At 75.0% G+C, this 23,200-nt stretch carries 22 protein-coding genes, 2 tRNA genes and 1 pseudogene; 11 read left to right on the top strand and 14 right to left on the bottom strand.

Annotated elements, in window-relative coordinates; genetic code table 11:
* The first annotated feature begins 19 nt into the window (after positions 1-19).
* A tRNA-Arg gene (locus K353_RS12550) sits at positions 20-95 on the top strand.
* A 105-nt stretch (positions 96-200) separates the two neighbouring features.
* Here K353_RS12550 and K353_RS12555 read toward each other — a convergent pair.
* A complete protein-coding gene (locus tag K353_RS12555) occupies positions 201-1,400 on the bottom strand; it encodes a globin domain-containing protein (RefSeq protein ID WP_111553677.1) in 1,200 nt (399 codons plus the stop codon).
* A gap of 10 nt (positions 1,401-1,410) precedes the next feature.
* Entirely contained in the window at positions 1,411-1,827 is a 417-nt protein-coding gene (locus K353_RS12560; RefSeq protein ID WP_158585397.1) for a globin family protein, read from the bottom strand.
* Positions 1,828-2,126: 299 nt separating this feature from the next.
* Here K353_RS12560 and K353_RS36520 point away from each other — a divergent pair, with 299 nt between their 5' ends.
* From K353_RS36520 to K353_RS12575, 3 genes are all read left to right on the top strand, one after another.
* Positions 2,127-5,582 carry an Ig-like domain-containing protein gene (locus K353_RS36520; protein ID WP_111553679.1) on the top strand — a complete coding sequence of 1,152 codons (3,456 nt, stop codon included), beginning with the start codon at positions 2,127-2,129 and terminating at the stop codon, positions 5,580-5,582.
* A 211-nt stretch (positions 5,583-5,793) separates the two neighbouring features.
* The gene (locus K353_RS12570) at positions 5,794-7,170 is read left to right on the top strand and encodes an SPFH domain-containing protein (RefSeq protein ID WP_111553680.1); all 1,377 of its coding nucleotides are present in this window, start codon (positions 5,794-5,796) and stop codon (positions 7,168-7,170) included.
* On the top strand, positions 7,167-8,153 hold the full coding sequence (locus K353_RS12575; RefSeq protein ID WP_111553681.1) for a C40 family peptidase: 987 nt from the start codon (positions 7,167-7,169) through the stop codon (positions 8,151-8,153). Before K353_RS12570 ends, K353_RS12575 begins: the two co-directional genes overlap by 4 nt.
* Positions 8,154-8,225: 72 nt before the next feature.
* On the opposite strand, the gene K353_RS12580 is transcribed toward K353_RS12575, so the two are convergent.
* The gene (locus K353_RS12580; RefSeq protein WP_111553682.1) at positions 8,226-9,182 is read right to left on the bottom strand and encodes an aldo/keto reductase; all 957 of its coding nucleotides are present in this window, start codon (positions 9,180-9,182) and stop codon (positions 8,226-8,228) included.
* Positions 9,183-9,332: 150 nt separating this feature from the next.
* On the opposite strand from K353_RS12580, the gene K353_RS12585 reads away from it, so the two are divergent.
* Positions 9,333-9,533, top strand: a complete 201-nt coding sequence (locus K353_RS12585) for a hypothetical protein (RefSeq protein ID WP_111553683.1) — start codon at positions 9,333-9,335, stop codon at positions 9,531-9,533.
* Between the two features lie 104 nt (positions 9,534-9,637).
* Positions 9,638-10,486, top strand: coding sequence for a tyrosine-protein phosphatase (locus K353_RS12590; protein ID WP_111553684.1), 849 nt, complete (start codon positions 9,638-9,640; stop codon positions 10,484-10,486).
* A gap of 42 nt (positions 10,487-10,528) precedes the next feature.
* On the opposite strand, the gene K353_RS12595 is transcribed toward K353_RS12590, so the two are convergent.
* From K353_RS12595 to K353_RS12620, 7 genes and pseudogenes are all read right to left on the bottom strand, one after another.
* A complete protein-coding gene (locus tag K353_RS12595) occupies positions 10,529-11,329 on the bottom strand; it encodes an RNA polymerase sigma factor SigF (protein WP_233533561.1) in 801 nt (266 codons plus the stop codon).
* 247 nt (positions 11,330-11,576) lie between these two features.
* Positions 11,577-12,401, bottom strand: a pseudogene (locus K353_RS12600) (SigB/SigF/SigG family RNA polymerase sigma factor); the annotation flags it as partial.
* A 203-nt stretch (positions 12,402-12,604) separates the two neighbouring features.
* The gene (locus tag K353_RS12605) at positions 12,605-12,898 is read right to left on the bottom strand and encodes a Dabb family protein (protein WP_111553687.1); all 294 of its coding nucleotides are present in this window, start codon (positions 12,896-12,898) and stop codon (positions 12,605-12,607) included.
* Between the two features lie 76 nt (positions 12,899-12,974).
* Positions 12,975-13,139, bottom strand: coding sequence for a hypothetical protein (locus K353_RS34835; RefSeq protein ID WP_199528079.1), 165 nt, complete (start codon positions 13,137-13,139; stop codon positions 12,975-12,977).
* A gap of 500 nt (positions 13,140-13,639) precedes the next feature.
* A tRNA-Ser gene (locus K353_RS12610) sits at positions 13,640-13,729 on the bottom strand.
* A gap of 10 nt (positions 13,730-13,739) precedes the next feature.
* A complete protein-coding gene (gene tadA, locus K353_RS12615; protein ID WP_111553688.1) occupies positions 13,740-14,330 on the bottom strand; it encodes a tRNA adenosine(34) deaminase TadA in 591 nt (196 codons plus the stop codon).
* Positions 14,331-14,359: 29 nt separating this feature from the next.
* The gene (locus K353_RS12620) at positions 14,360-14,920 is read right to left on the bottom strand and encodes a hypothetical protein (protein ID WP_111553890.1); all 561 of its coding nucleotides are present in this window, start codon (positions 14,918-14,920) and stop codon (positions 14,360-14,362) included.
* 689 nt (positions 14,921-15,609) lie between these two features.
* Here K353_RS12620 and upp point away from each other — a divergent pair.
* Entirely contained in the window at positions 15,610-16,245 is a 636-nt protein-coding gene (gene upp, locus K353_RS12630; protein WP_111553690.1) for a uracil phosphoribosyltransferase, read from the top strand.
* Between the two features lie 112 nt (positions 16,246-16,357).
* Here the strand turns inward: upp and K353_RS12635 are convergent, their stop codons facing one another.
* From K353_RS12635 to K353_RS12645, 3 genes are all read right to left on the bottom strand, one after another.
* Positions 16,358-17,059, bottom strand: coding sequence for a LytR C-terminal domain-containing protein (locus K353_RS12635; RefSeq protein ID WP_111553691.1), 702 nt, complete (start codon positions 17,057-17,059; stop codon positions 16,358-16,360).
* Positions 17,060-17,296: 237 nt separating this feature from the next.
* Positions 17,297-17,593 carry a type II toxin-antitoxin system VapB family antitoxin gene (locus K353_RS12640; RefSeq protein ID WP_014136828.1) on the bottom strand — a complete coding sequence of 99 codons (297 nt, stop codon included), beginning with the start codon at positions 17,591-17,593 and terminating at the stop codon, positions 17,297-17,299.
* 133 nt (positions 17,594-17,726) lie between these two features.
* A complete protein-coding gene (locus K353_RS12645; RefSeq protein WP_111553692.1) occupies positions 17,727-18,890 on the bottom strand; it encodes a hypothetical protein in 1,164 nt (387 codons plus the stop codon).
* A gap of 94 nt (positions 18,891-18,984) precedes the next feature.
* Between K353_RS12645 and K353_RS12650 the strand changes: the two genes are divergently transcribed.
* The 4 genes from K353_RS12650 (at position 18,985) to K353_RS12665 (ending at position 21,842) form a co-directional block, all read left to right on the top strand.
* On the top strand, positions 18,985-19,830 hold the full coding sequence (locus K353_RS12650; protein ID WP_111553693.1) for an alpha/beta hydrolase: 846 nt from the start codon (positions 18,985-18,987) through the stop codon (positions 19,828-19,830).
* 148 nt (positions 19,831-19,978) lie between these two features.
* Positions 19,979-20,500 carry a YbhB/YbcL family Raf kinase inhibitor-like protein gene (locus tag K353_RS12655; RefSeq protein ID WP_111553694.1) on the top strand — a complete coding sequence of 174 codons (522 nt, stop codon included), beginning with the start codon at positions 19,979-19,981 and terminating at the stop codon, positions 20,498-20,500.
* Positions 20,501-20,711: 211 nt separating this feature from the next.
* Positions 20,712-21,221: a histidine phosphatase family protein gene (locus K353_RS12660; RefSeq protein ID WP_111553695.1), complete on the top strand. Its 510-nt coding sequence runs from the start codon at positions 20,712-20,714 to the stop codon at positions 21,219-21,221.
* A gap of 27 nt (positions 21,222-21,248) precedes the next feature.
* Positions 21,249-21,842, top strand: coding sequence for a hypothetical protein (locus K353_RS12665; protein WP_111553696.1), 594 nt, complete (start codon positions 21,249-21,251; stop codon positions 21,840-21,842).
* Positions 21,843-21,944: 102 nt separating this feature from the next.
* Here the strand turns inward: K353_RS12665 and K353_RS12670 are convergent, their stop codons facing one another.
* On the bottom strand, positions 21,945-23,057 hold the full coding sequence (locus tag K353_RS12670; RefSeq protein ID WP_111553697.1) for a PD40 domain-containing protein: 1,113 nt from the start codon (positions 23,055-23,057) through the stop codon (positions 21,945-21,947).
* Between the last annotated feature and the right edge of the window lie 143 nt (positions 23,058-23,200).

Raw genomic sequence — 23,200 nt, forward strand, 5'->3', positions numbered from 1 at the left:
TCCGCAAGGGGCCGTCCGAGCGCTCATAGCTCAACGGATAGAGCACTTGACTACGGATCAAGAGGTTGCAGGTTCGAATCCTGCTGAGCGCACCAGCCGAAGGCCCCGGGTTACCGCCCGGGGCCTTCGTCGTGCTTCCGGGGGGTGCCGCCGGTCCCGCCGCCCCCCGCTGTGGTGTCCGGGGGGCGGCGGGAGCGGCGTCAGCCGAGTTCGGTCCGGTTGATCCAGGGCACGTCGCGCTCTTCGAGGAACCACTCCGCGGGGGTGAGCGGGCGGCTGCGGTTGAAGGTGGGCGTGACGGGGTCGTGCCGGAGGAGGCCGGGTTCGGCGCCCTGTTCCAGGAGTTGGGCGCCGACGGCGGGGACGAGGTCGGGCGGGCCGGACAGGTGGATGTCGTGGCCGGAGCAGTCCCCGTACTCGCGCAGGCCCTCGCGCAGCAGCCGGGCGGCCTCGTGGCGGGAGGCGCCGGGGCCGGGCGCCGCGAGCACGGCGTGCAGCCAGGCGTGTTCCCCGACCATCCCGTGCACGGCGTCCAGGTCGTACTGGTCCTGGTCGCCGCGGGCGGCGACGAAGACCGTGGCGGGCCGTCCGCCGTCCTGGGCGAGTTGTTCCAGCAGGGCCTTGACCGGGGCCCAGCCGGTGCCGGCGGCGACCATCAGCAGCGGCCGGTCGGAGCCGGGGGCGAGCACGGCGTCGCCCAGCGGCGGGCCGATCCGCAGGCGCTCGCCGAGCCGGGCCTCGTCGACCAGCGCGGTGGACACCGCCCCGTCGGGGACCCGGCGGACGTGCAGTTCCAGGGTGTCGTCGGGACGGGGGGCGCAGGCGACGGAGTAGGGCCGCCAGACCTGGGGGCGGCGGTCGGAGCAGACCGTCAGGTACTGGCCCGCGGTGTACGGGTACGGCCGGTCGGGCCGCAGGGTGAGCACCGCGAGGTCGGGGGCGGCGCGGCGGTGGCCGGTGATCTCGGCGTTCCACCAGCGCGGGGTGGACTCCGGGACGGCCGCGGCGGCGTCGATCATGGCCTGGGAGATGGCCGTGTAGGCCTCGATCCAGGACTTCTCGATCTCGGGGGTCCAGTAGTGGCCGGAGAAGTGCTTGAGCGCGGCGATCAGGCTGGCCCCGACGGCGGGGTAGTGCTCGGGGGCGGCCTGGAACTTCCGGTGGTCGCGTCCGAGCGCCCCCAGGTAGTCGGTGAGTTTCTCCGGGTCCTCCAGCCGCAGGACGAGTTGGGTGAGCGCGGCGAAGAGGCGGTCGCGCTGTTCGGCGAGCCGGGCCGGGAAGAGCTCTTCGACACCGGGGTTGTTGGTGAACAGGTGGGCGTAGAAGAACTTGGTCAGCTGATCGGCGCGGCGCTCGACGACGGCGAAGCTGGCGCGGATGACCGCGGGGTCGAAGGCCACCGGGGGGCTCTCAGCCCTTGGCTTCTTCGGTCAGCGCCGCGCTCATGACCTCGGTGATGACGCCGTAGAGCGCCGTCCACGCCGCCTCGACCTCCGGGGTCCAGGCGTCGCCGGCGAAGTGCGCGAGCGCGGCGAGCAGGCTGCCGCCGACGGCCGGGAAGTGCTCGGGGAGGGCGCCGTAGCCGGCGTGCCGGCGGCCCAGGCCCTGGAGCACGTTGACCACGGTGTCGGTGTCCTCCAGCCGGGCGACCAGGGTGCCTATCGCGGCCCAGAGGCGGTCCTGCTGCTCGTTCATGTGCTCGGCGAACAGCTTGCGGACATCCGGGTTGTGCTCGAACAGGTGGGTGTAGAAGTAGGCGGTGACCTCGCTGCCGTGGGGCTCGACGACGGCGAAGCTGCTCTTGATGAGAGTGGGATCGATTGTCACGCCCGCCGACTCTACTGATAAACCCACCAATTCGAACAGAGATGGCTGACGGGAAGTCAATCAGTGGGCGGTAGTGCCCGATTGGTTCACGTTCGTGGGAGTTGACGGCGAGTCGGGCGGGTATCCGGATACTGCTGACCGAGTGGCCGCCGATCGGGTGGTGTCGGCGGAAATGAGCAGGTGTCGCGGTATGACCGAAACCAGATCGTGATTACCTTTTGTCGGATCGTCATGACCATTCGGGTGCAGGGCGATCGGACCGCGATTCCGGGGGGCGACGACACCGAGAGGAGAGCCGGATGTGCCGACAGTTCCCGCACCGGGCCCCGGCCCCCGACGTCCGCCCGGCCGACCGTGACCGGGCCCGCCCCCGCATCGGCCGACGCACCGCCGCCCTGATCGCCACCGGGCTGCTCACCGGCCTGGCCGTCCCGCCGACGGCCGCCCAGCAGACCCCGGACGCCTGGTCCGCCGAGCGGCGCGCCGTCCTGCCCTCCGGCCTCACCGTCCAGTTCGACTACGCGGCCGTCCCCGGCGTGAGCGTCGACACCGCCCCCGGCCGGCTCGCCGACCGCCCCGGCGGCGACGGCCCCTACACCGACGGCATCCGCCCCGGCGACCCGGCCGAGACCTTCCGGGCCGCCGAGCGCCGCCCCGCCGCCGACGGCTCCTGGCACACCCTGGGCACCCTCCAGCTCTCCTTCTCCCGCCCGGTCCGCAACCCCCGACTGCACGTCAGCGGCCTGGCCGGGAAGGCCACTTCGAAGGGCGGCGGCACCGGCACCAGCACCCGGCTGACCGTCACCGGCGGCAGCCCCGCCGCCCCCGCCCTGGTCGGCCGCACCGGCTGGCGCGGCTGGACGGTCGGCTCCGGCGAGCTCGCCCCCGCCCCCGACGCCGGGCCGGACGGCAGCGCCGACGGCACCGGCACCCTCGAACTCGCCGGCACCGTCTCGACCGTGTCGCTGCGGGTCGAGCAGCGCTCCACCGCCGAGAACGGCTCCACCACCCCGCCCGCCCCGCTCCGCCAGGCGTACACCGTCACCCTCGACGAGGGCCTCGGCAGCGCCCCGCAGGACTACGGGAACGTCTCCCACCTGGTCTCCGACCTGTTCCTCGGCCAGGACGCCGCGACCACCGCCACCCGGGCCCGCCCCGGGCTGGCCCAGACCGTCGAGCGGCCGCTCCAGCCCGGCCCGCCCGCGAGCCCGCCCCCGCCGGCGCCCGACGCCGGGCCGGTCGCCCCCAGCGTGGAGGTCGACGGCGGGGAGAGCCGCCGCAGCCCCTGGGCCAGCCCGCCCCCGCCGCTGCTCCAGCCCGGCCGCGCCGAGTACCAGGGCGCCGACCCCACGCTGAGCTTCCCCGCCGAGACCGCCGTCGGCCGCTCCTACCACCTGGACGTGCCGGTCAACGCGGGCAGCGGCCCCGCCGTCCTGGCCGGCTGGATCGACTTCGACCACAACGGCCGCTTCGACCCGCTGGAGCGGGTGCAGACCGAGGTCCCCGCCGGGGCGGACCGCGCCGCCCTGGAGTGGCAGGTCCCGGCCGGGGCCACCGGCGGCGACACCTGGGTCCGGCTGCGGCTGGCCCGCAGCGGCGCCCAGGTCGTCGCCCCCGGCGGCTTCGCCGACTCCGGGCAGGTCGTCGACCAGAAGGTCGGCCTCGCGATCGGCGCCGCCAAGCCCCAGGTCGGACTGCCCATCCCCGGCAGCACCACCCGGGAACCCCGCCCCGAGTTCCGCGGCGACGGCGCGGTCGCCGGGGCGGGCATCGCCGTCCAGGAGAACGGCGCCACCCTGTGCACCGCCAAGGCCGGCAGCGACGGTTCCTGGAACTGCCGCCCCGACCAGCCGCTCACCGAGGGCACCCACACCCTGGTACCGGTGGAGACCACCCGCAGCGGCATGGTGCTGCGCGGCGACGAGTTCCGGCTGACCGTCCGGACCACGCCGCCCACCGCCCCCGTCCTCACCCTGCCCGCCTACACCAACGACCCCGGCCTGCTGCTCACCGGCCTCGGCGAACCCGGCTCCACCGTCACCGTCACCGCGGGCATCCCCGGCCGGGACGGCGGCGAACTCTGCTCCACCGCCGTCGCCGCCGACGGCACCTGGTCCTGCCTGCCGGTCGAGAACCTCGCCGACGGCCGCTACCAGCTCACCCCGCGGGCCGCCGACGGCGCCGGCAACCGCTCCGACGGCAAGGCGGTCGCCCTCACCGTCGACACCGCCGCCCCCGACCGCCCGCAGCTCACCGCCCCCGGCAGCGGCGAACTCCTGCACACCGCCCGCCCCCGGATCACCGGCCGCGCCGAGCCCGGCACCACCGTCACCGTCACCGCCGCCACCGGCCACGGCGACGAACGCACCACCGTCTGCAGCGCCGTCACCGGAGCCGACGGCACCTGGTCCTGCACCCCCGCCCGCGACCTCGCCCCCGGCGACCTCACCCTCCTCGCCACCGCCACCGACCCCGCGGGCAACGGCACCCCGGGCGACCCGGTCCCGGTCCACCTCGCCGCGGCGGCGGGCGGGGGCGGGGGCGCGAGCCCGAGTGCGTCGCCGGCGGCGGCGGACGTGCCGAGCGCGTCGGCGTCCGACCTGCCGTCGAGCGCCGCGCCTTCCCCGGCGGCGCCGGACGCGTCGGTGCCGATCGCGGTCCCGCCGACGGACGTCCCGGCCGGTGCGGACGCGAGCCCGACGCCCGCGTCCGCCCCGTCGCCGAGCGCGTCGGCCTCCGCCTCCGCGTCCGCCTCCCCCTCCGCGTCCGGTGCGCCGTCGAGCGCCGTACCCTCCGGCCCGCCCGCGGGGTCGGCCTCCCCGGCGGTGCCGGACGCGCCGGTGCCGCCCGAGGTGCTGCCGATCGTGGTCCCGCCGACGGGCGCCCAGGCCGGTGCGGGCACGAGCCCGACGCCCACGTCCGCCCCGTCGCCGAGCGCGTCGGCCTCCGTTCCCGTCTCCGCGTCCGCGTCCGCGCCGGGGGCGGACAAGGTGGTCGAGCCCGAGCTGACGCTGCCGGTGCCGTCCGACCTGGTGCCGGTCGTCGTGCCGACCCCGGAGGCGTCGACCGCCCCCGCCCCGCCCGCGCCGAGCGTCCTCCCGGACGCGCCGAGCGCACCCGGCGTCCCGGGCGCGCCCTCGCCGTCCGAGGCGCACGCTGGCGCGGTGCCGCCGACCGCCGAGCCGACGGGTGGTCAGGTCACCCCGGTGCCCGCCGTGCCGCCCGGGGCGCCTGCCCGGCCGGTGCAGCCCGCGACGGCCACGCCAAGCCGGGTCGCCCCGCCCGCGACGACTGCGCCGCCGGTCGCGACGCCCCCGGTCGGCACGCCGTTGCCGCCGGTGGAGCCGAGTGCGACCCGGCGGGCCCCGGCGGACGTGACGGTGCCGTTCGCCCCGCCGTCCCCGGCCCCGTCCGGGCCCGCTCCCGCCTCCGTGCCGCCCTCGCCCTCGGCGTCCCCGTCCGCCCAGGCGCCGACCCCGCCGTCCGACGGCCCGTCAGCCCTCGCTCCCGATCCGGGTTCGGGGCCGGAGGCCGACGGCGACTCGGCCCCGGACGATCCGGCGGACGAGGCGGTGCAGGCGCAGCCGCAGTCGCGGACGCCGGCCGCGCCGCCGCCGGACGTGGTGGCGGCGGCGCACCGGGCGGCGGCCACCGGGTGGCGCGGGCTGGCCTGCGGGGCGCTGCTGGTCGCGGCGGGCGTCGGGTTGCTGACTCGCCGGGTGTTCGGCCGGGGGAGTGGCACCCGGCGTCGCTGACGGGCCGTCCGGTCCGGTTCCGATCCCCGGTCGGCCCGCTCGTTCCCGCAGTTCAGGGCGGGCGGGCCGACGCGCATCCGCAGAGCGGACAGACCGACACACTGCCCGCTAAATATCGCATTTGATGACTTATCAACCTAGCCTGAGTCTGGCACTGCCCGTCAGATCCGGGCCGCCCGTTGCGCGACACACTGACCCTTAGGACACGTGCATGGACGTCACCCGCGACTCGTCGCCGCGACCCCACTCCTGGCCCCCCGCCGCACCCCAGCCCCCGGTCGGTGCGACCCAACTGACCAAGGCGGTCGCCAAGGCCGTCGCCAAACCGCTGATCACGGCCGCCCCGCCGGTCGAGGACGACCTCGACCGGGGCGCGGCCACCCAGCCGCTCCCGGTGGTGAACCCGGCCGTCGACCCGGCCCGCCTGGTGCCGGTCGGCGCGGACGAGCCGTCCGTGCTCCCGCCCGCGCCCCGCCCCGCCGCCGAACCGACCGCCGTGGAACCCGCGGCCACCGGTCCGCGCGGTGCGGTCTCCGGCGGGCTCCGCCGGCTCAGCGCGGCCACCGCGAAGCAGCCGCCGGCGCCCCCGGCGGCGGAGGCCGCGACCCACCGCCGGCCGCCGCGCGCGGACCAGTCCCTGCGCGAGCGGCGCGCCTTCGCCCTGCCGGGCTGGCTCCCGCTGCTGGTGCTGCTGGCCGGGGCGGCCGGGGTGCTGCTGGTGCTGGCCCGGGCCGGGGCGCTCCCGCAACCGGCCGGGGTGCCCGACCTGCGCGGCCCGGCCGCGCTGGACAGCGGGCGGGCCGCGGTCGACGACGGCACGGTCGCCGCGGTCAGCGCGATCGGGCTGGTGATGCTGGCCGCGCTCGGCGGGATGCTGTCCAACCCGGGCGGCGAGACCCGGGTGCTGACCCGCTGGGGCCGCTACCGGGGCACCGTCCGCCGCACCGGCCTGCTCTGGGTGAACCCGATGCTGCGCCGCCGCCGGGTGGACGTCCGGCTGCGGCACTGGCGCAGCGAGCCGGTGCACGTCACCGACCGGGCCGGGACGCCGCTGGTGGTGCGGCTGCTGATCGTGTGGCGGGTCAAGGACACCGCCCGGGTGACGCTGGGCATCGCCGAACACGAAACGTACCTGCGCGAGCAGGTGCAGGCCGTTCTCACCCGAACCGCCTCCCTGCTGCCGTGCGACTCCAACTCCGCGCCGGGCCCCGCGCTGCGCGACGGCCAGTGGTTCGCCGACGAGCTGACCCGGGCGCTGGCCGCCGAGACCGCCCCGGCCGGGGTCGAGGTCTACTCGGTGCAGCCGCTGGCCCTGGACTACGCGCCGGAGGTCGCCGAGTCGATGCGCCGCCGCCGGCTCGCCGACCTGGACGCCGGGCTGCGGACCGTCCTGGTGGACGACGCGGTGGAGGCCGCGGCGCTCGCGGTGCGACGCCTGGAGCACGCCACCGCCCACGAGTTGGACGACAGCGCGCGCAGCGCCCTGATGGAGCAGCTGCTGGTCGCGTTCGTCGCCCCGGCCGGGGTCACCGCCTCGGTGCCCGCCCCGGCCGCCCGCCCGAACCGCAAGGAAGGGAAACCCGCGTGACCACCGCGCTCGCCTCGATATCCACCGACCCCACCGACCTTCCGGACTTCTCCGGGGCCCCGCTGCTGGGCTTCGCCGAATCCGACGGTGCCCCGACCTGCCGCTGCGCCCCGTGCGCCCGGCCGGCGGCCCGCACCGGCGGGTCCGGCGCGGCCGAGCGGGCGGGCCGAATACACCGGGCCGTGCGTTCGACCCTGCTGGCCGGCACCGTGCTGGCGGGCGTCGGAGCGGCCGGTCTCGGCCTCGACGCGACCGCCGCGCAGGCCCTGCCCGCACCGTCCGGCCCCGGCTGGGACGGCAAGGTCTACTGGTTCAAGAACGCGGCCGGCGAGTGGCGCTACACCAAGTGGTACGACGTCTACCTCGACCGCACCGGCGGCGCCAAGGGCGCGCAGCCGCAGTCCCCGCCGTCGAAGTCCGCCCCGGCGCAGTCCTCCGGAGGGATCCGGCAGGGCTGGGACGGCAAGGTCTACTGGTTCAGGAACGCGGCCGGCGAGTGGCGCTACACCAGCCACTACGACGTCTACGTCTCCCGGACCGGCGACAGCGGAGCCCCCGCCGGACAGTCCGCCGGACAGTCCGCCGGACAGTCCGCCGGACAGTCCGACGGACCCGCCGCGAGCGGGGTCGAGGCGGCGGTGTCCTACGCGCTGGCGCAGGTCGGCAAACCGTACATGTGGGGCGGCAACGGACCCGACGGGTTCGACTGCTCGGGCCTGGTCCAGCAGGCGTTCCGCCGGGCCGGGATCTCCACCCCCCGGGTCGCCGCCGACCAGTACCGGGCCGCCACCCCGATCGGCTCCGGCCAACTGCGGCGCGGCGACCTGCTGTTCTGGTCCGGCAACGACCGGGCCTCCGGCATCCACCACGTGGCCGTCTACCTCGGCGACGGCACGTACGTCGAAGCCCCGCGCCCCGGGACGAACGTCCGGGTCTCCCGCCTCACCAGCGGCTACTACCCGGACTTCCTCGGCCGCTACTGAGCGCCCGGGAAGACGGCGGCGCCCCTCCCGCCGGGTCGGTGGGAGGGGCGCCGGTGCGGGCCGGGGCGGGGGTCAGGCGGAGGCCTCGGAGAGCAGCTCGAGTTCGGCGCCGGTCAGCCGGAGCGAGGCGGCGGCCAGCAGCGGGGGCAGCTGCTCCGGCGTGCGGGCGCTGGCCAGCGGGGCGGCCACCGTCGGCTGGGCGGCGAGCCAGGCCAGGGCCACCGTCGCGACCTGCGTGCCGTGGGCGGCGGCCACCTCGTCCAGGGCGGCGAGCACCCGGGGGCCGCGCGGGTCGTCCAGGTAGCGGCCGGCGCCCTGGGCGCGGGCGGAGTCGACGACCGTGCCCGGACGGTACTTGCCGGTCAGGAAGCCGGAGGCGAGCGCGTAGTACGGGACGCACGACAGGCCGTGGGCGGCGACCACGTCCGCCAGCGGGCCCTCGTAGGTGTCGCGGGAGACCAGGTTGTAGTGCGGCTGCACCGCGACGTACGTGGCCAGGCCCTCGCGCCCGGCGAACTCCAGCGAGGCGGCCAGCCGCTCCGGGCCGATGTTGGACGCGGCGACCTCGCGCACCTTGCCCGCGCGGACCAGCTCGTCGAGCGCCGTGACGATCTCCTCCACCGGGGTGTCGAGGTCGTCCTTGTGGGTGTAGAGCAGGTCGATCCGCTCGACGCCGAGCCGGCGCAGCGAGGCCTCCGCGCCGCGCTTGATCGTGTCGGCCCGCAGGTTGTCCAGGCCGGGCAGCGAGCCGACCTTGGTGGCGACCACGATCTGCTCGCGGTCGCCCCGGCTGCGCAGCCAGTCGCCGATCACCGTCTCCGACTCGCCGCCGGAGTTGCCCGGCGCCCAGGCCGAGTAGACGTCCGCGGTGTCGATGAAGTTGCCGCCCGCCGCCGCGTAGGCGTCGAGCACGGCGAAGGACTGCGCGGCGTCGGCCGTCCAGCCGAACACGTTGCCGCCGAGCGACAGCGGGGAGACGGCGAGGTCGGAGGGGCCGAGGGTCACCCGGGGGGCTTCACTGGTGGTCATGACGGAGGACAACCCGTTCGGGTCCGGCTTGATTCCGGGAGACCGCGCGTTCACCTCCCGGTCGGCCGAGGTGAGGGGTCCGTGCAGACCGGGCCCGGGACGGGGACCGGGGTGTCGGCGGGCGGCCCCGAAGGGCTAGAGTCCCGTTCCATGGCTGACAACGACTACGACCCCGCCGGCTCGACCCAGATGTTCCGGGCGTTCGTCGACGAGGCCCCGGCCCCGCAGGCCCCGGGCACCGTCACCACCTACGGCAGCAGCTCCTCGTCGAGCCGCACCCCGATGATCGTCATCGGGGCCATCGTGGCCCTGGCGGTCGTCGCCGGCGTGATCTGGCTGGCCGTCAAGTAGCGCCCGCGCCCGCCCGCCCGGGGCCGACCGGACACCCCGGGCGGCCCCGGCGCCCGGCGTGCCTAGACTGACCGGGTCCGCCGCACCGCCGCGAGGAGGCACCCGTGACCGCGCCGTCCACCGAGACCGCCAGAAGCCTCGGCCTGGCCGCCGCCGTCAACGCCCGCGACCTCGGCGGCTACCGCACCGCGGACGGCCGCACCGTGCGCCCGGGCGCGCTGCTGCGCACCGAGGCGCTCAGCCGGCTCGACGAGGCCGACCGGGCGCTGCTCGGCGCGATCGGACTGCGGCACGTCATCGACCTGCGCAGCCTCGACGAGGTCCGCCACCTGGGCGCCGACCTCGTCCCCGGCCTGGCCGAGGCCGTGCTGCCGGTGGACGCCGCGGCCACCCTGAGCGTGCCGTCGGCCGACGGGCTCGGGCCGACCCTGCACCACCTGCCGGTGTTCTCCGCGGACTTCGACCTGTACGTGGAACTGCGCCGGGCGCTGGGCACCGGCGACCCGACGGCGATGCACGCCGTTCTCGGGGACGGGCGGGGCACCGCGATGATGACCTCGATGTACCGCTGGTTCGTCACCGACGCCGTCGCCCGCTCCCGCTTCGCCACCGTGCTGCGGCTGATCACCGAGGCGGACGGCGCGCCGGTGCTCTTCCACTGCACTGCCGGCAAGGACCGCACCGGCTGGACGGCGGCGCTGCTGCTCACCGCGCTCGGCGTCGACCGCGAGACCGTCCTCGCGGACTACCTGCTCACCAACGACCGCTCGGCGGCCCTGATCGCCCGGGTCGACCCGCTGATGCAGCCGCTGGCCCGCGCGGAGGCGGTCTACCTGGAGGCGGCCTTCGAGGAACTGGCCCTGGGCTGGTCCGGCTTCGAGCACTTCTGGCAGGACGGGCTGGGGCTCACCGAACGGCACCTCGCCGCCCTCCGGGCCGCCTGCACCGTCTAGCGGTGGTCCGGCGGGGGCCCGGAGAGGGCCCCCGCCGGGTGCCTATTCGGCGGTGAGGCCCTCGCGGAGGTGGGCCAGCGTCTTGGTGAGCAGCCGGGAGACGTGCATCTGGGAGATGCCGATCTCGTCGCCGATCTGGGACTGCGTCAGGTTGCCGAAGAAGCGGAGCATGATGATGCGGCGCTCGCGCGGCGGGAGCTTGGCGAGCAGCGGCTTGAGGGACTCGCGGTACTCGACGCCTTCGAGGGCGAGGTCCTCGTAGCCGAGCCGGTCGGCGAGCGGGCCGTCGCCGCCGTCGTCCTCGGCGGGCGTGGAGTCGAGCGAGCTGGCGGTGTACGCGTTGCCGACGGCGAGGCCCTCGACCACGTCGTCCTCGGAGACGCCGAGGTAGGCGGCGAGTTCGGGGACGGTGGGGGAGCGGTCCAGGCGCTGGGAGAGCTCGTCGCCGGCCTTGGTGAGGGCCAGGCGCAGCTCCTGGAGGCGGCGCGGGACGCGCACGGACCAGCTGGTGTCCCGGAAGAAGCGCTTGATCTCGCCGACCACGGTGGGCATGGCGAAGGTCGGGAACTCGACGCCGCGGTCCGGGTCGAAGCGGTCGATGGCCTTGATCAGGCCGATGGTGCCGACCTGGACGATGTCCTCCATCGGCTCGTTGCGGCTGCGGAAGCGCGCGGACGCGTACCGGACCAGCGGCAGGTTGAGCTCGATCAGGGTGTCCCGGACGTAGGTGTGCTCCGCGCTGCCGGCCGTCAGCCCGGCGAGCCGGCGGAACAGCGTGCGGGACAGCGTGCGGGTGTCGAGGGCCCGGTCGGGGGCCTCGGCGGGACCGGCCTGGGCCGGGATCGGTACGACGACGGTTTCGGCCTCGACTTCGATGACCGCACTGCCCGGTTCTGTGAACACGCGCCCACCCCCTGGTGACTGGCTGTCGAACGGTCGCCACCGCGCAGTGGTTCCCGGCTGACGGGTCTGACTGCTCAATACCGGCCCACCGGCCCCGGCAAACCCGTTCGTCGCGACTCGTCACCCACCGGTGACACGCGGCAACAGGGACGACTCACTCCTCCCAGGCGTTGCCGGTGCGCAGCCGGGAGAGGATCCGGGACAGCAGCCGGGAGACGTGCATCTGGGACATGCCGAGTTCGGTGGAGATCTGCGACTGGGTGAGGTTGGCGAAGAACCGCAGCATGATGATCCGGCGCTCCCGCTCGGGGAGCTGCACCAGCAGGTGGCGGACCATGTCGCGGTGCTCGACGTCGGTGAGGGCGGAGTCCTCGTAGCCGAGCCGGTCGAGCAGGGCGAGGCCGCCCTCGTGCTCCTGGGCGGCCTCCAGGGAGGCGGCGTTGTAGGCGCGGCCGGCGTCCAGGCAGGCCCGGACGTCCTCCTCGGGGATGCGCAGGTTGGCGGCGATCTCGGGGACCTTGGGGGTCCGTCCGTGGGTGACGGTCAGCTCCTCCATCGCGCCGCTGACCTGCACCCAGAGCTCCTGGAGCCGGCGCGGGACGTGCATGGTGCGGACGTTGTCGCGGAAGTAGCGCTTGATCTCGCCGAGGATGGTGGGCAGCGCGTAGGTGGGGAACTGGACGCCGCGCTCGGGGTCGAAGCGGTCGATGGCGTTGATCAGGCCGATGGTGCCGACCTGGACGATGTCCTCCATCGGCTCGCTGCGGCTGCGGAAGCGGGTGGCGGCGTAGCGGACCAGCGGGATGTTGATCTCGATCAGGGCGGAGCGGACCCGGGCGCGCTCGGGGGCGTCGGCCGGGAGTTCGGCGAGCCGTTCGAACAGGATCCGGGTGAGGGTGCGGACGTCCAGCGCGCCGCGGGTGCCGGGGCGGCGGGAGGCCAGCTCGACGGGGTCCGGCCTGTCCTCGGTCCGGTCCTCCGGAGCACTGCCCTGCTGCGTCCGTACGGACACGTCACCCCTCCCTCGTCAACCACCTCGCCAATTTCCGGCAAAACCGGTCATAGCATCACAAGTCGCTCTGTGGCCGGGCAAGCACCCGGCGGAGGCGTGTTGACGGACCGTCCAGCATTCGGCGGAGTGTGCTGTGGCCCCCGCGCGCGGACGGAGGGCGGGGACCGCAGGATCGTGCGTGTGCGACGGATGGTGGGGGAGGGTCAGACCTCCAGGTCGGCGATCACCCAGGTGGCGAACTCGCGCCACTGCGCGGCGGCGGCCTGATGGGCCGGGTGGCCCAGGTAGGCGGCCAGCGCCTCGCGGTCCGCGACCAGGCTGTTGATCGCGAAGTCCCGGGCGATGTCCCGCTCGGCGAAGTTCCAGCCGCACTCCCACTCGCGCAGCTCGGGGATCAGCGCGCCGAGCTCGGCGAACGCCGCGGCGCCCGCGACGGCCCGCGGGTCCTCCTTGGTGACGCCTTCGTTCAGCTTGAACAGGACCAGGTGCCGGATCACGATGCCGCTCCTCGCGGGTGGGAGGGGGCGCGCCCGGTCGCGGGCGCGCCCCCGACGGACGGACCCCGCAACGGTACTAGCGCACCAGTCCGGTCATGAACGAGCCGACCGCCCTGGCGGCGTCCGAGATGCCCACGAACCCGGACTTCACCAGGTCCGCCGAGCGCTCCGGCGAGGTGATGATCGTGTAGATGACGAAGACGACCAGGATCCACATGGCCACCTTCTTCGCCTGAGCCATCGAACGGGCCTGCCTCCCTGAGTCGGGCCGCCGTCCTCTCCCCGCACGGCCCTGCCACCCGGCAGCTTATCCACCGGACGGCGCAACGGGTGAGGGACGTGTTCACCCGCGGGGACGAAGGTCCCGCGCGGACGGGGCTTTCTCCGGATGTCCCCACCGGGGCGGCGCGGCAGGATGGTTGATGTACCGAGGATCTGGCAGGAATCCCCGGTACGGCGATCCGGAGGTCCCCGCTGTGGGACCGGGCCCCGCGGCTTCCCCCGACGCGGACCCGGTTGTAGGACCTCCGCCAGGGGCAGCGGCTCGTCCCCCCGGAGCTGCTGCCCCCGCCGCGGACCGCGAGGTCCGTCCAGGCTCCGCACTCCCCATGGGCACGGTGGTCAACCGCCCGGGAGTGCGGAGCCTCTCGCCGCACCGCGCGCTTCCCCGGGCCGGGACCGGCCCCGGCACGGCGAAGGGCCCGACCGGAAGCCGGTCGGGCCCTTCGTTCTTCCTGCCAGTGGCGGTAGCGGTGGGATTCGAACCCACGGTGGAGTTGCCCCCACACACGCTTTCGAGGCGTGCTCCTTTGGCCGCTCGGACACGCTACCGAGGGGAACTCTACCGGATCGGCGAGGCGGGGCGAAATCCGTTGTCGGGGGCTTGGCGCCGGGTGTCGAAGAAGGCCAGCAGTTGGGCGGTGCACTCGTCGGCGAGGACGCCACCGACCACCTCGGGGCGGTGGTTGAGGCGGTTGTCGCGGACCACGTCGAAGAGGGAGCCGGCCGCGCCGGCCTTCGGGTCGTGGGCGCCGAAGACGACGCGGGCGAGGCGGGAGAGGACGATCGCGCCCGCGCACATGGTGCAGGGCTCCAGGGTGACGACCAGGGTGCAGCCGGTCAGGCGCCACTCCCCGACGGTGCGGGCGGCCTGCCGGATCGCCACCACCTCGGCGTGGCCGGTGGGGTCGCCCACCGCCTCCCGGACATTGTGGCCGCGGCCGAGCACGGTGCCGTCCGGTCCGAGGACGAACGCCCCGACCGGGACGTCACCGGTGGCGGTGGCCAGTGCGGCCTCCTCGATCGCGAGGCGCATCCGGCCCCGCCACCGGTCGCGGACCGGGTCGGGGCGTTCGGGGGCGGGCAGCGGGGCGATCCGCGGCCGTTCGCCAGGGTCGGCGGGGTCGGTGAGGGGGGCGGGGACGGGCTGCATGGACCCAGTGTCGGGCACCGGGCCCGCCGCTACCGAACGGCCTCCAGGACCTCGCCGCAGCCCAGCGCCTCGGCGATCTCGCCCAGCGCGTCGCCGGGCGCGGCGCCCTCGCCGGCCAGCTCCAGCAGGTCGGCCGCGGCCATCCCGAACTCGGTCAGCAGCTCGGAGTCGCCGATCGGCCCGATCGGGCTCGCGCCCCGCCCGCCGGCCGGCTCCTCGTCCTCGTCCTCGGGGACCGCGCCGTCCTCGGCGTCCTCGTCGTCGAGCCCGGCGACGAGACCGTCGAGGTCGTCGAAGTCGGCCTCCCCGTCCTGTTCGATCAACTCGTCGGTGAGCACCGCGCCGTACGAACTGCGCGCCGCGGCCGCCGCGTCGGAGACGAAGATCCGCGGGTCGTCCTCACCGTCGATGCGCAGGACCGCGAACCACGCGTCCTCCTGCTCGATGAAGACCAGCACGGTGTCGTCGTCCTCGGCCGCTTCGCGGGCCAGGTCGGTCAGGTCGGCCAGGGTCTCTACGTCGTCGAGTTCCGTCTCGCTCACATCCCACCCGGCACCGGTGCGAGCAAGCACTGCAGCGAAGTACGCCACCAGGGACACTCCCAAGATTGGTCTCGGCTGTCGGCGATCTCGGGCGGGTGCGGTCCGGCCGCCCCCGCGCCAGAAGGAGGTCCGCTGTTCGGACCGTCCCACCGCATCGTGACAGAAAGCCCGCCGCTGCGGGGAGTGTTCGGCAGCGCGTCTTCGCAGGTCGTGTCGGAATGGTCGGCTTCCGGCCGCTCAGGGTGCGCGTCCTGACCGCCCGGCCCCTCGCGGAGGGGGCGTCCGGGGCCTCGCGGGGCGCAACTCCGGTGCGGGGTGCGGCCCCCGGCGGTCAGGTCCGGAAGGTGCGCATCCGCAGCGCCTCGCGCATCCGGCGCTCCTTGGTCCGTCTCGGCTGCACCCGGGCCCGCAACTCCCGGGCCTCGGCCAACTCGCGGAGGAACACGGCCCGGCGCTTGCGCCGTTCCGCAGCGGTCTCCGCGGCGCGCTGCGCGCCCTTCTCTGACTCCGGACGGGACTCGTCTGTCGAGCCTGACCCGCCCGCGCCGGCGGTGGATGCCCGCGTCGGGTTGCTCTTCATAGGTCCCGACTTTCCCAGATCGGCCCCGCCGATACCACAGGAGCGGCCCGAATTCCGTGGCTGCGGGCGGATCGCGGCGCATTCCGGCGGGTCGTACCGGTCGTCCCGGTTCGTACGGAGTCGTACACACGTACCCGCGCCCGTTACCGTTGGTGTCATGCGTCTCCACGTCGTCGACCACCCGCTGGTCGCCCACAAGCTGTCCACCCTGCGCGACGAGCGCACGGACTCGCCGACCTTCCGGCGGCTCACCGACGAACTGGTGACCCTGCTCGCGTACGAGGCGACCAGGGACGTCCGTACCGACACGGTCGAGATCACCACCCCGGTCGCCGTCACCCGGGGCACCCGGCTCTCCTACCCGCGCCCGCTGGTCGTCCCGATCCTCCGGGCCGGTCTCGGCATGCTCGACGGCATGACCCGGCTGCTGCCCACCGCCGAGGTCGGCTTCCTCGGGATGGTGCGCAACGAGGAGACGCTGGAGGCGTCGACCTACGCGACCCGGATGCCGGACGACCTCTCCGGGCGGCAGATCTACGTCCTCGACCCGATGCTCGCCACCGGCGGCACCCTGGTCGCGGCGATCCGGATGCTGCTCGACCGGGGCGCCACCGACGTCACCGCCGTGGTGCTGCTGGCCGCGCCCGAGGGCGTCGCGCTGATGGAGCGCGAGCTGGCGGGGCGGCCGGTCACGGTGGTCACCGCGGCGGTCGACGAGCGGCTCAACGAGCACGGGTACATCGTGCCGGGGCTGGGCGACGCGGGCGACCGGCTGTACGGCACGGCCGGCTGAGGACGGTACGGGCGGCAGGACGGCAGGGCGGTAGGAACGGCGGAGGTCCGGCCGGGGCGGGAGTTCCGCCTCCGGCCGGACCTCCGCCGTGCTGCTCCGGGAGCGCCGGGGCTCAGCAGTGGCCGGGCTCCGGGGTGGGGGAGGGCTTGGTGAGTTCGGCGAGGGCGGCGGCGGCCTGGGCCGGGTCGGCGAGGGCGCTGAAGGTGTCGCCGATGACGAAGTCGACGGTGGCGTCGGCCCGGGTGTCCTCGGTGGCGGTCGCGGTGGCGACCTGGGAGGACAGCAGGGTGGCCGCGCCGAGGCCGCCGGGGCCGCTGACGATCTGCGCGGTGCCGGGGACCTTCTTGTCGAGCGCGGCGGGCGCGTTGCCCACCTTGTCGACCACGAAGCCGCGCTTGCGGAGCTCGTCGGCGGTGCGGGCGGCCAGGCCGGACTTGTCGGTGGCGTTGTAGACGTTCACCGTGACGGCGGCGGGCTGCGGCACCGCGGTGTTGCTCGGGGCGGGCGCCGGGGCGCCGGAGACGGCGGCGGCCGCGGCGGCGGGTGCGGCGGCCGACGGGGAGCCCTCCGGGGCGGCCAGCGGCTTGCCGGAGGAGGTGGCGCACGCCTGGGCGGCGGCGTCCTTGGCGTTCTTGCCGGTGAAGACGTCGTAGAGCTGGACGCCGCCGACCGAGACCAGGCCCAGGGCGAGGACGCCGCCCAGCGCGACGGCGACCTTCCGGCCGCGGCGCGGGGGCCGGCTGAGCCTGGGGTAGGCGTTTCCGGTGACGCGGTACTGCTTCCCCTTCAAACCCCGGGGAGTCAACATGCTCATGGTCTGTCTCCCCCATAGGTGCCAGGGTGGGGTGCCGGTGACCGCGGGGCGGCCGTGGGAACGGACCGCGGAACCGCTGTAGTCAGCAGACTAATCCGACAACGGGTGCGCAGGTACTAGATGATCATCATCCGGGGGATGACGGCACTCGAAAGGACGTACCGGTACCGGCACCGGTTGCGCCGTGCCCCGGGATGGTCCCGGATGGTCCCGGCCGGCACCCCGGACGGCGTGCGGTCAGTCCATCTCCAGCACGCGGGCGTGCAGGACCTGCCGCTGCTGGAGGGCGGCCCGGACGGCGCGGTGCAGGCCGTCCTCCAGGTACAGGTCGCCGCGCCACTTCACCACGTGGGCGAACAGGTCCCCGTAGAACGTGGAGTCCTCCGCGAGGAGGGTCTCCAGGTCCAACTGGCCCTTGGTGGTCACCAGCTGGTCCAGCCGCACCGGACGCGGCGCGACGTCCGCCCACTGGCGGGTGCTGGTCCGGCCGTGATCCGGGTACGGCCGCCCGTTGCCGATGCGCTTGAAGATCACACGGAAAGCCTACCGTTCGGGACGCTCCGGGCGCAGCAGGCGGGGCCAACGGTGCGTTGAACGGACCGGGGGACGGAACGGTCTCTATCCGTGCGAACGGCGCATTCCGGTCGCCCGGCGCGGCGGCCGGACCTCACCGCAGGGCCTGGCCGATGCGGTCCAGCGAGGACAGCCGCATCAGGCCGTAGTTGTAGAACTCGACCTCGGGGACCCCGAGTTCGCGCAGCGCGGCGATCTTGGCGGCGAGGTTGGCCTGTCCGTCGCAGTCGGAGGCCATCGGGCGCAGGATGACCGCCATGTCCTGCGGGCGGACGCCGTGCAGGGCGAAGGCGGCGACCTTCTCGCGGACCTCCTCCGGGGTCCTCGCGTAGCCGAGCGTCTCGATCTGGTGGGCGGCGCCCGCGAGGGCGGGCAGGTCGATGCCGGACAGCCAGCCGGTACCGGGGCCGCCGCCGTCCATGAAGGTCAGCCGCATGCCGTGCGCGGCGGCGGTGGTGGCCAGCTCGGCGGCCAGCGAGGTGACGGTCCGGGCGGAGGCGTCCACGTAGGCGGCGAAGGCACCGCCGGCCAGCTCGTCCAGCGGGGTGGGCGCCGGGGCGCGCGACTCGTCGGCGAGGCGGGCCCGCAGCTCGGTGCGGACGGTGTCGCGGACGTGCTCGGCGGGGACGCCCGCGGCGGTCGCGGCGGCCAGGCAGTGCGGGCAGAAGCAGACCGACAGCAGCGCCTCGGTGACCGGGCCCAGCTCCTCGAAGTAGCGCTCGTGGTGGTAGCCGTGCGCCAGGCCGTGGAAGTGCAGCGACTCGGCCCGGATCGCATCCACGCCGTACCGGGCCAGCTCCTCGACCACGGTGCGGCAGTACGCGCGGACCTCCGGGTTGGCCGGGCACAGCTCGGTCAGGTGGCGGTCGCCGAAGGCGTTGGCCGGGGCGCAGTCGGGGTGCGCGAAGCCGAGCCGGTCGTTGTGGCAGAAGACCGTCCAGGCGTGCAGCTTCAGGCCGCGGCGGCGGGTCTCCTCAGCGGCCTCGGCGAACGGGTCACGGGTGCCGATCGCGGTGGACGGCAGCGGGGAGAGCCGGCGGCCGGCCCAGCGGGCCGGGTCCGGGCGGAAGTACGCGGCGCCGGGCTCCAGGTAGCGCAGCACCCGGCGCGGGTTGTGCGGGAAGACGTCGCGCGCCTCGTGGTAGACCGAGGCCAGCGTGACGCCGCCGACGCCCGCCCGGTCGGTAAGGTTGCCGAAGAAGGTGTCGGCCCCTTCGTCGAGCAGGTCGGTGGCGAAGGCGAGGACGGACGTCTCCACGGGGCAACTCCGGAGAAGGAAGTACGGGGAGTGACCACGCTAACCGCGCGCTCCCGTATTGGTCTATACCTGGTTGGGTGAGGAGAGCGGCGGCATGACGGTCTACCGGGGCTTCGACCAGCGGGAACTCGACCGGGAGTACTCGCCCAGCACCAAGGTCGCCGACTTCGACGCCGAACTCGCGGCGTACGCGGCGCAGAGCCGCCGGGCCTACCAGGAACTCGCCGGGCACCGGGAGCTGCGCTACGGCACCGCCGGGCCCGAACGGCTCGACTTCTTCCCGGCCGGCCCCGGCGCGCCGCTGCACGTCTTCGTGCACGGCGGCTTCTGGCAGGAGCTCGGCAAGGAGGACTCGGTCTTCCCCGCGCTCGACCTCGTCCCGCACGGCACCGCGTTCGCCGCCGTCGGCTACGGGCTCGCCCCGCAGTGGACGGTCGAGCAGATCACCGAACAGGTCACCACCGCGGTGCTCTGGCTGGTCGAGCACGCGGCGGAACTCGGCACCGACCCCGCACGCGTCGTGCTCAGCGGCAGCTCCGCGGGAGCGCACCTGGCGGCGAGCGCCCTGCTCGACCCCCGACTGCGCGGGCGGATCCGCGGCGCGGCCCTGCTCAGCGGCGTCTACGACCTGGAACCCGTCACCCTCAGCTACGTCAACCAGCCGCTCGGCCTGGACCTCGACCGGGCCCGCCGGCTCAGCCCGCTGTACGCCGCGCCGGACGCGCTGGCGGCGCTGCCGCCGGTGCTGCTCGCGCTGGGGGAGCACGAGACGGCGGAGTTCGGGCGGCAGCAGGCGGAGTTCGCGGAGACGGCCCGGGAGAACGGGGTACCGGTGCACGAGCTGCTGGTCGGGGGGCGCAACCACTTCGACCTGGTCTTCGACCTGGGGAAGGTGGAGACGGTGCTGGGGGCGGCGGTCGAGGCGCTGTGGCGGAGTTGAGGGGTTGAGGGGCCGGGGGATTGAAGGGCCGGGGGGTGGCGGGAGTGGGGGTGCGCCGGTGGCGGGCTGAGGTGGTGTCACCTGTGATGGGGTGGGGCTCCGTAGACTGCCGGAGGAGTTTCCACACCTTCGATGAGGACGGTGAACGATGACCGGGCGCATTCCGCTTCCGTACGACTTCCTGCCGCCGGTGCCGGCGTTCGAGCTGCGCAGTGCGGATCTGGTGGACGGTGGGGTCATGCCGGACGCGCACGTGCACGCGGCGGGGAACGTCTCGCCGGAGTTGTCCTGGGAGGGGGCTCCGGAGGGGACGCGGTCGTTCGCGGTGACGTGCTACGACCCGGACGCGCCGACCGCGGCGGGCTGGTGGCACTGGCTGGCGGTGGACCTGCCGGCGGGGACCACGGGGTTGGCGCGGGGCGCGGGGGCGGACGACGGGGAGCTGCCCGGCGGGGCGTTCCACGTCCGCAACGACTTCCCGGGGCACCGGTACGACGGTGCGGCGCCGCCGCCCGGGCCGGCGCACCGGTACGTGTTCGTGGTGCACGCGCTGGACGTGCCGACGCTGGAGGTCGGGCCGGACACGCCGGCCGCGCAGGTGGGGTTCCACCTGACCGCGCACGCGCTCGGACGGGGCGTGCTGACGGCGGAGTACCAGTCGGCGCCGTGAGCCGGTCAGGCCGGGACCCGGCGGAGGAACGCCGTCAGGCCGGCGGTCGTCCGGGCGACCCGCTCCTCCGGGGGAGCGACTCGTCCGGGCGGCCGGGCCCTCCGGGACGGGGATCCGGACGGGGCCGGGGTGTCGTCCGGTTCTCCGCCGGTACCGGGCCGGTCCGCGCGTCCGGTGGAGTGTGCTCCGCGGATCGGGTCACACTGGGGGGATGACGGAACAGCGGCGGTTGATCGTGCTGCGGCACGCCAAGGCGGACTGGCCGGACGTCCCGGACGAGCTGCGGCCGCTGGCCGAGCGCGGCCGGACCGACGCGGCGGCGGCCGGACGGTGGCTGGCGGAGCACGAGTTGGTGCCGGACCGGGTGCTCTGCTCCACCGCGGTGCGCACCCGGCAGACCTGGGAGCTGGCCGAGCCGGAGCTCGGCGGCGCGCCCGAACTCGTCCTGGAACCGCGGGCGTACCGCGCCGAGGTGGGTGAACTGATCGACCTGCTCCGGGAGTTGCCTCCGGTGGTGCGGACGGTGATGCTGGTCGGGCACCGGCCCGAGGTGCGGGAGCTGGTGCTGGCGCTGGCCGCGGAGCCGGGGGGCGAGGCGCTGGAGCGGGTGCGGGAGAAGTTCTCCACGGCCGGGGTCGCGGTGCTGGACGTGCCCGGGGAGTGGGGACAACTCGAACCCGGCGGTGCCGAGTTGGTCGAGTACGCGGTGCCCCGAGGGTGAGCGCGGGGGCGTGATAGGGATGGGGCCATGCGCTTCGACCTCGTTCCCAAGCCGCCCGCGGTGGCGGCCCGCCCGCGTGACGGGCGGGGCTACCCGGTGCCCGCGATCACCCCGTGGGAGGACGGGACGCCGCAGTTCGCGCTGACCGACTACGAGCGGTCCGCGGCCTGCGCCCGGGAGCGGCTGTGCTCGGTGTGCAACACGCTGATGCCGCGCGGCACGGTGTGGCGGGTGGTCGGCGGGGCCGAGGCGGTGGCGATCGGCGAGGCGCTGGCGGCCGACCGGCCCTACCGGAACACGGCGCCCACCACGGAGGGCCCCGGCCACCGGGCGTGCATGCTGTACGCCTCGATGGTCTGCCCGTACCTGGCCCGCTCGAACGCCCGCCGCCGGGTGTCGGCCGTCCAGGGCGACGTCCCGGACGGGCTCACCGCGCACGTGCTGCGGGGGGCCGCGCGGGGCGGGACGGGCGCGGTGGTCGGCTTCGCCGAGTACGAGTACGCGATCACCCCGAGCCGGGTGGTGTTCCGCTTCCTCGACCCGGTCGAGTGGCTGCCGCACGACGACGCGGACCAGCAACTGCCGAACCTTCAGGAGGAGTTGGCCAGGCTCGCCCGGTAGCGGGCGACCGGGTGGAGGTCCCGGTCCGCGGACCCTGAATTCGCGGACCGGGACGGCTCGGTGGTGCCGCCCGGGCGGGGGCGGCGGGGCGGCGGGGGCGGCTCAGCTGCGGTAGGCGGGCAGGCCGACGGTGTCGGAGATCTTGACCGGGGCGCCGCCCTTGGCCGGGACGGTGTAGATGCCGTCGGGGGCGCGGAAGGCGACGGTCCTGCCGTCGGGGGAGAAGACCGGCTCGGTGCAGTCCGCGGTGGCCTGCGGGGTGAGGTCGCGCTCCGGGCCGTCGTAGCCGCCGGTCTTGGTGAACAGGTGGTCGTGGCCGTCGACGGAGCGGACGAACACCAGGTCGCCCTCGTCGGACAGGTCGGGCTGGGAGCCCTTGGTGACGGCGCCGCCCTGCTGGCGCAGATAGTCGTCGCGGAGGTACACCTGGCCGTCGTTCCGGTTGGCGTAGGTCGAGGAGCCGTAGCGCCCGGCGCCGTTCGGCCACAGGTTGCCGGTGTCCGGGAGCGGCTTGGCGTCGTCGTCGCTGAAGTTGCCCAGGCCGAGCTGCTGCGGGGCGCCGCCCTCGGCGGGGACGGTGAGCAGCCGCAGGGTGCCGTGGTCCTCGGCGGTGAACTGCAGGTTGTTCTTGGGCTGCAGGTACATGGCGGCGTCGTTCTCGCTGGGGACGAACACCTGCCAGGTCGGGTGGGACCAGGTGACGCCGGACGGGGCCCGGGCGACCAGGACCTGGTGGCCGCCGTCCGGGTCGGAGGTCTCCAGGTTGCCGTTGCCGTCGATGAAGGCGGCGCGCTTGCCGTCGGGGGACCAGGCCAGGTCGCGGACCACGGTGCCGAAGTCGACCACCTGGCCGTCCATCACGACGTAGCGGGTGCCGTCGCTGACGGTCAGTCCGGTGCCCCTGGTGCGGTTGACGGCGGCGGCCCTGGTCGGCGCGGCGGACGGCTGCTGCCGGGCGGGGGAGGACGCGGCGGCGCTCGCCGGGGCCGACGGGGCGGCGGAGGCGGTGGTCGGGGTGGTCGGGGTGCCGCTCGCGGTGCCGGCCGGGGCGGTCGGGGCGGTCGGGGTGGTGCGGGCCGGGGCGGTACCGGCGGGCTGCGCGCCGGTGCTGTCGCCGGACGGGTCGCAGGCGGTCAGCAGCAGGGCGGAGCCGGCGGTGATCGCGGAGACCAGGGCGACGGCGGAGGAGCGGCGGAGGCGGGCGCGCACGGACATGGACGGTTCCCCCCAGGAACGGTGGTCGGTGGTGATCGGTGGGTCGGCCCCCGCCGGTTCTTCCGTTCCGTCGTCCGGGGCGATGACTCAAGTCTCGCCGCCCAATGACCTGGCGGGATGCGCGAATTGTCACCGCGGGGCAA

The sequence above is a fragment of the Kitasatospora sp. SolWspMP-SS2h genome, from assembly GCF_003259315.1.
GTDB classification, from domain to species: Bacteria; Actinomycetota; Actinomycetes; order Streptomycetales; family Streptomycetaceae; genus Kitasatospora; species Kitasatospora fiedleri.

What these genes read in the sequence shown, in the direction of transcription:
- K353_RS12665 (WP_111553696.1), top strand. Translation starts at nt 21,249, where the DNA reads ATGCGCTTCGACCTCGTTCCCAAGCCGCCCGCGGTGGCGGCCCGCCCG.
- upp (WP_111553690.1), top strand. Translation starts at nt 15,610, where the DNA reads ATGCGTCTCCACGTCGTCGACCACCCGCTGGTCGCCCACAAGCTGTCC.
- K353_RS36520 (WP_111553679.1), top strand. Translation starts at nt 2,127, where the DNA reads ATGTGCCGACAGTTCCCGCACCGGGCCCCGGCCCCCGACGTCCGCCCG.
- tadA (WP_111553688.1), bottom strand. Translation starts at nt 14,330, where the DNA reads ATGCAGCCCGTCCCCGCCCCCCTCACCGACCCCGCCGACCCTGGCGAA.
- K353_RS12660 (WP_111553695.1), top strand. Translation starts at nt 20,712, where the DNA reads ATGACGGAACAGCGGCGGTTGATCGTGCTGCGGCACGCCAAGGCGGAC.
- K353_RS12585 (WP_111553683.1), top strand. Translation starts at nt 9,333, where the DNA reads ATGGCTGACAACGACTACGACCCCGCCGGCTCGACCCAGATGTTCCGG.
- K353_RS12650 (WP_111553693.1), top strand. Translation starts at nt 18,985, where the DNA reads ATGACGGTCTACCGGGGCTTCGACCAGCGGGAACTCGACCGGGAGTAC.
- K353_RS12670 (WP_111553697.1), bottom strand. Translation starts at nt 23,057, where the DNA reads ATGTCCGTGCGCGCCCGCCTCCGCCGCTCCTCCGCCGTCGCCCTGGTC.
- K353_RS12580 (WP_111553682.1), bottom strand. Translation starts at nt 9,182, where the DNA reads ATGACCACCAGTGAAGCCCCCCGGGTGACCCTCGGCCCCTCCGACCTC.
- K353_RS12570 (WP_111553680.1), top strand. Translation starts at nt 5,794, where the DNA reads ATGGACGTCACCCGCGACTCGTCGCCGCGACCCCACTCCTGGCCCCCC.
- K353_RS34835 (WP_199528079.1), bottom strand. Translation starts at nt 13,139, where the DNA reads ATGGCTCAGGCGAAGAAGGTGGCCATGTGGATCCTGGTCGTCTTCGTC.
- K353_RS12635 (WP_111553691.1), bottom strand. Translation starts at nt 17,059, where the DNA reads ATGAGCATGTTGACTCCCCGGGGTTTGAAGGGGAAGCAGTACCGCGTC.
- K353_RS12655 (WP_111553694.1), top strand. Translation starts at nt 19,979, where the DNA reads ATGACCGGGCGCATTCCGCTTCCGTACGACTTCCTGCCGCCGGTGCCG.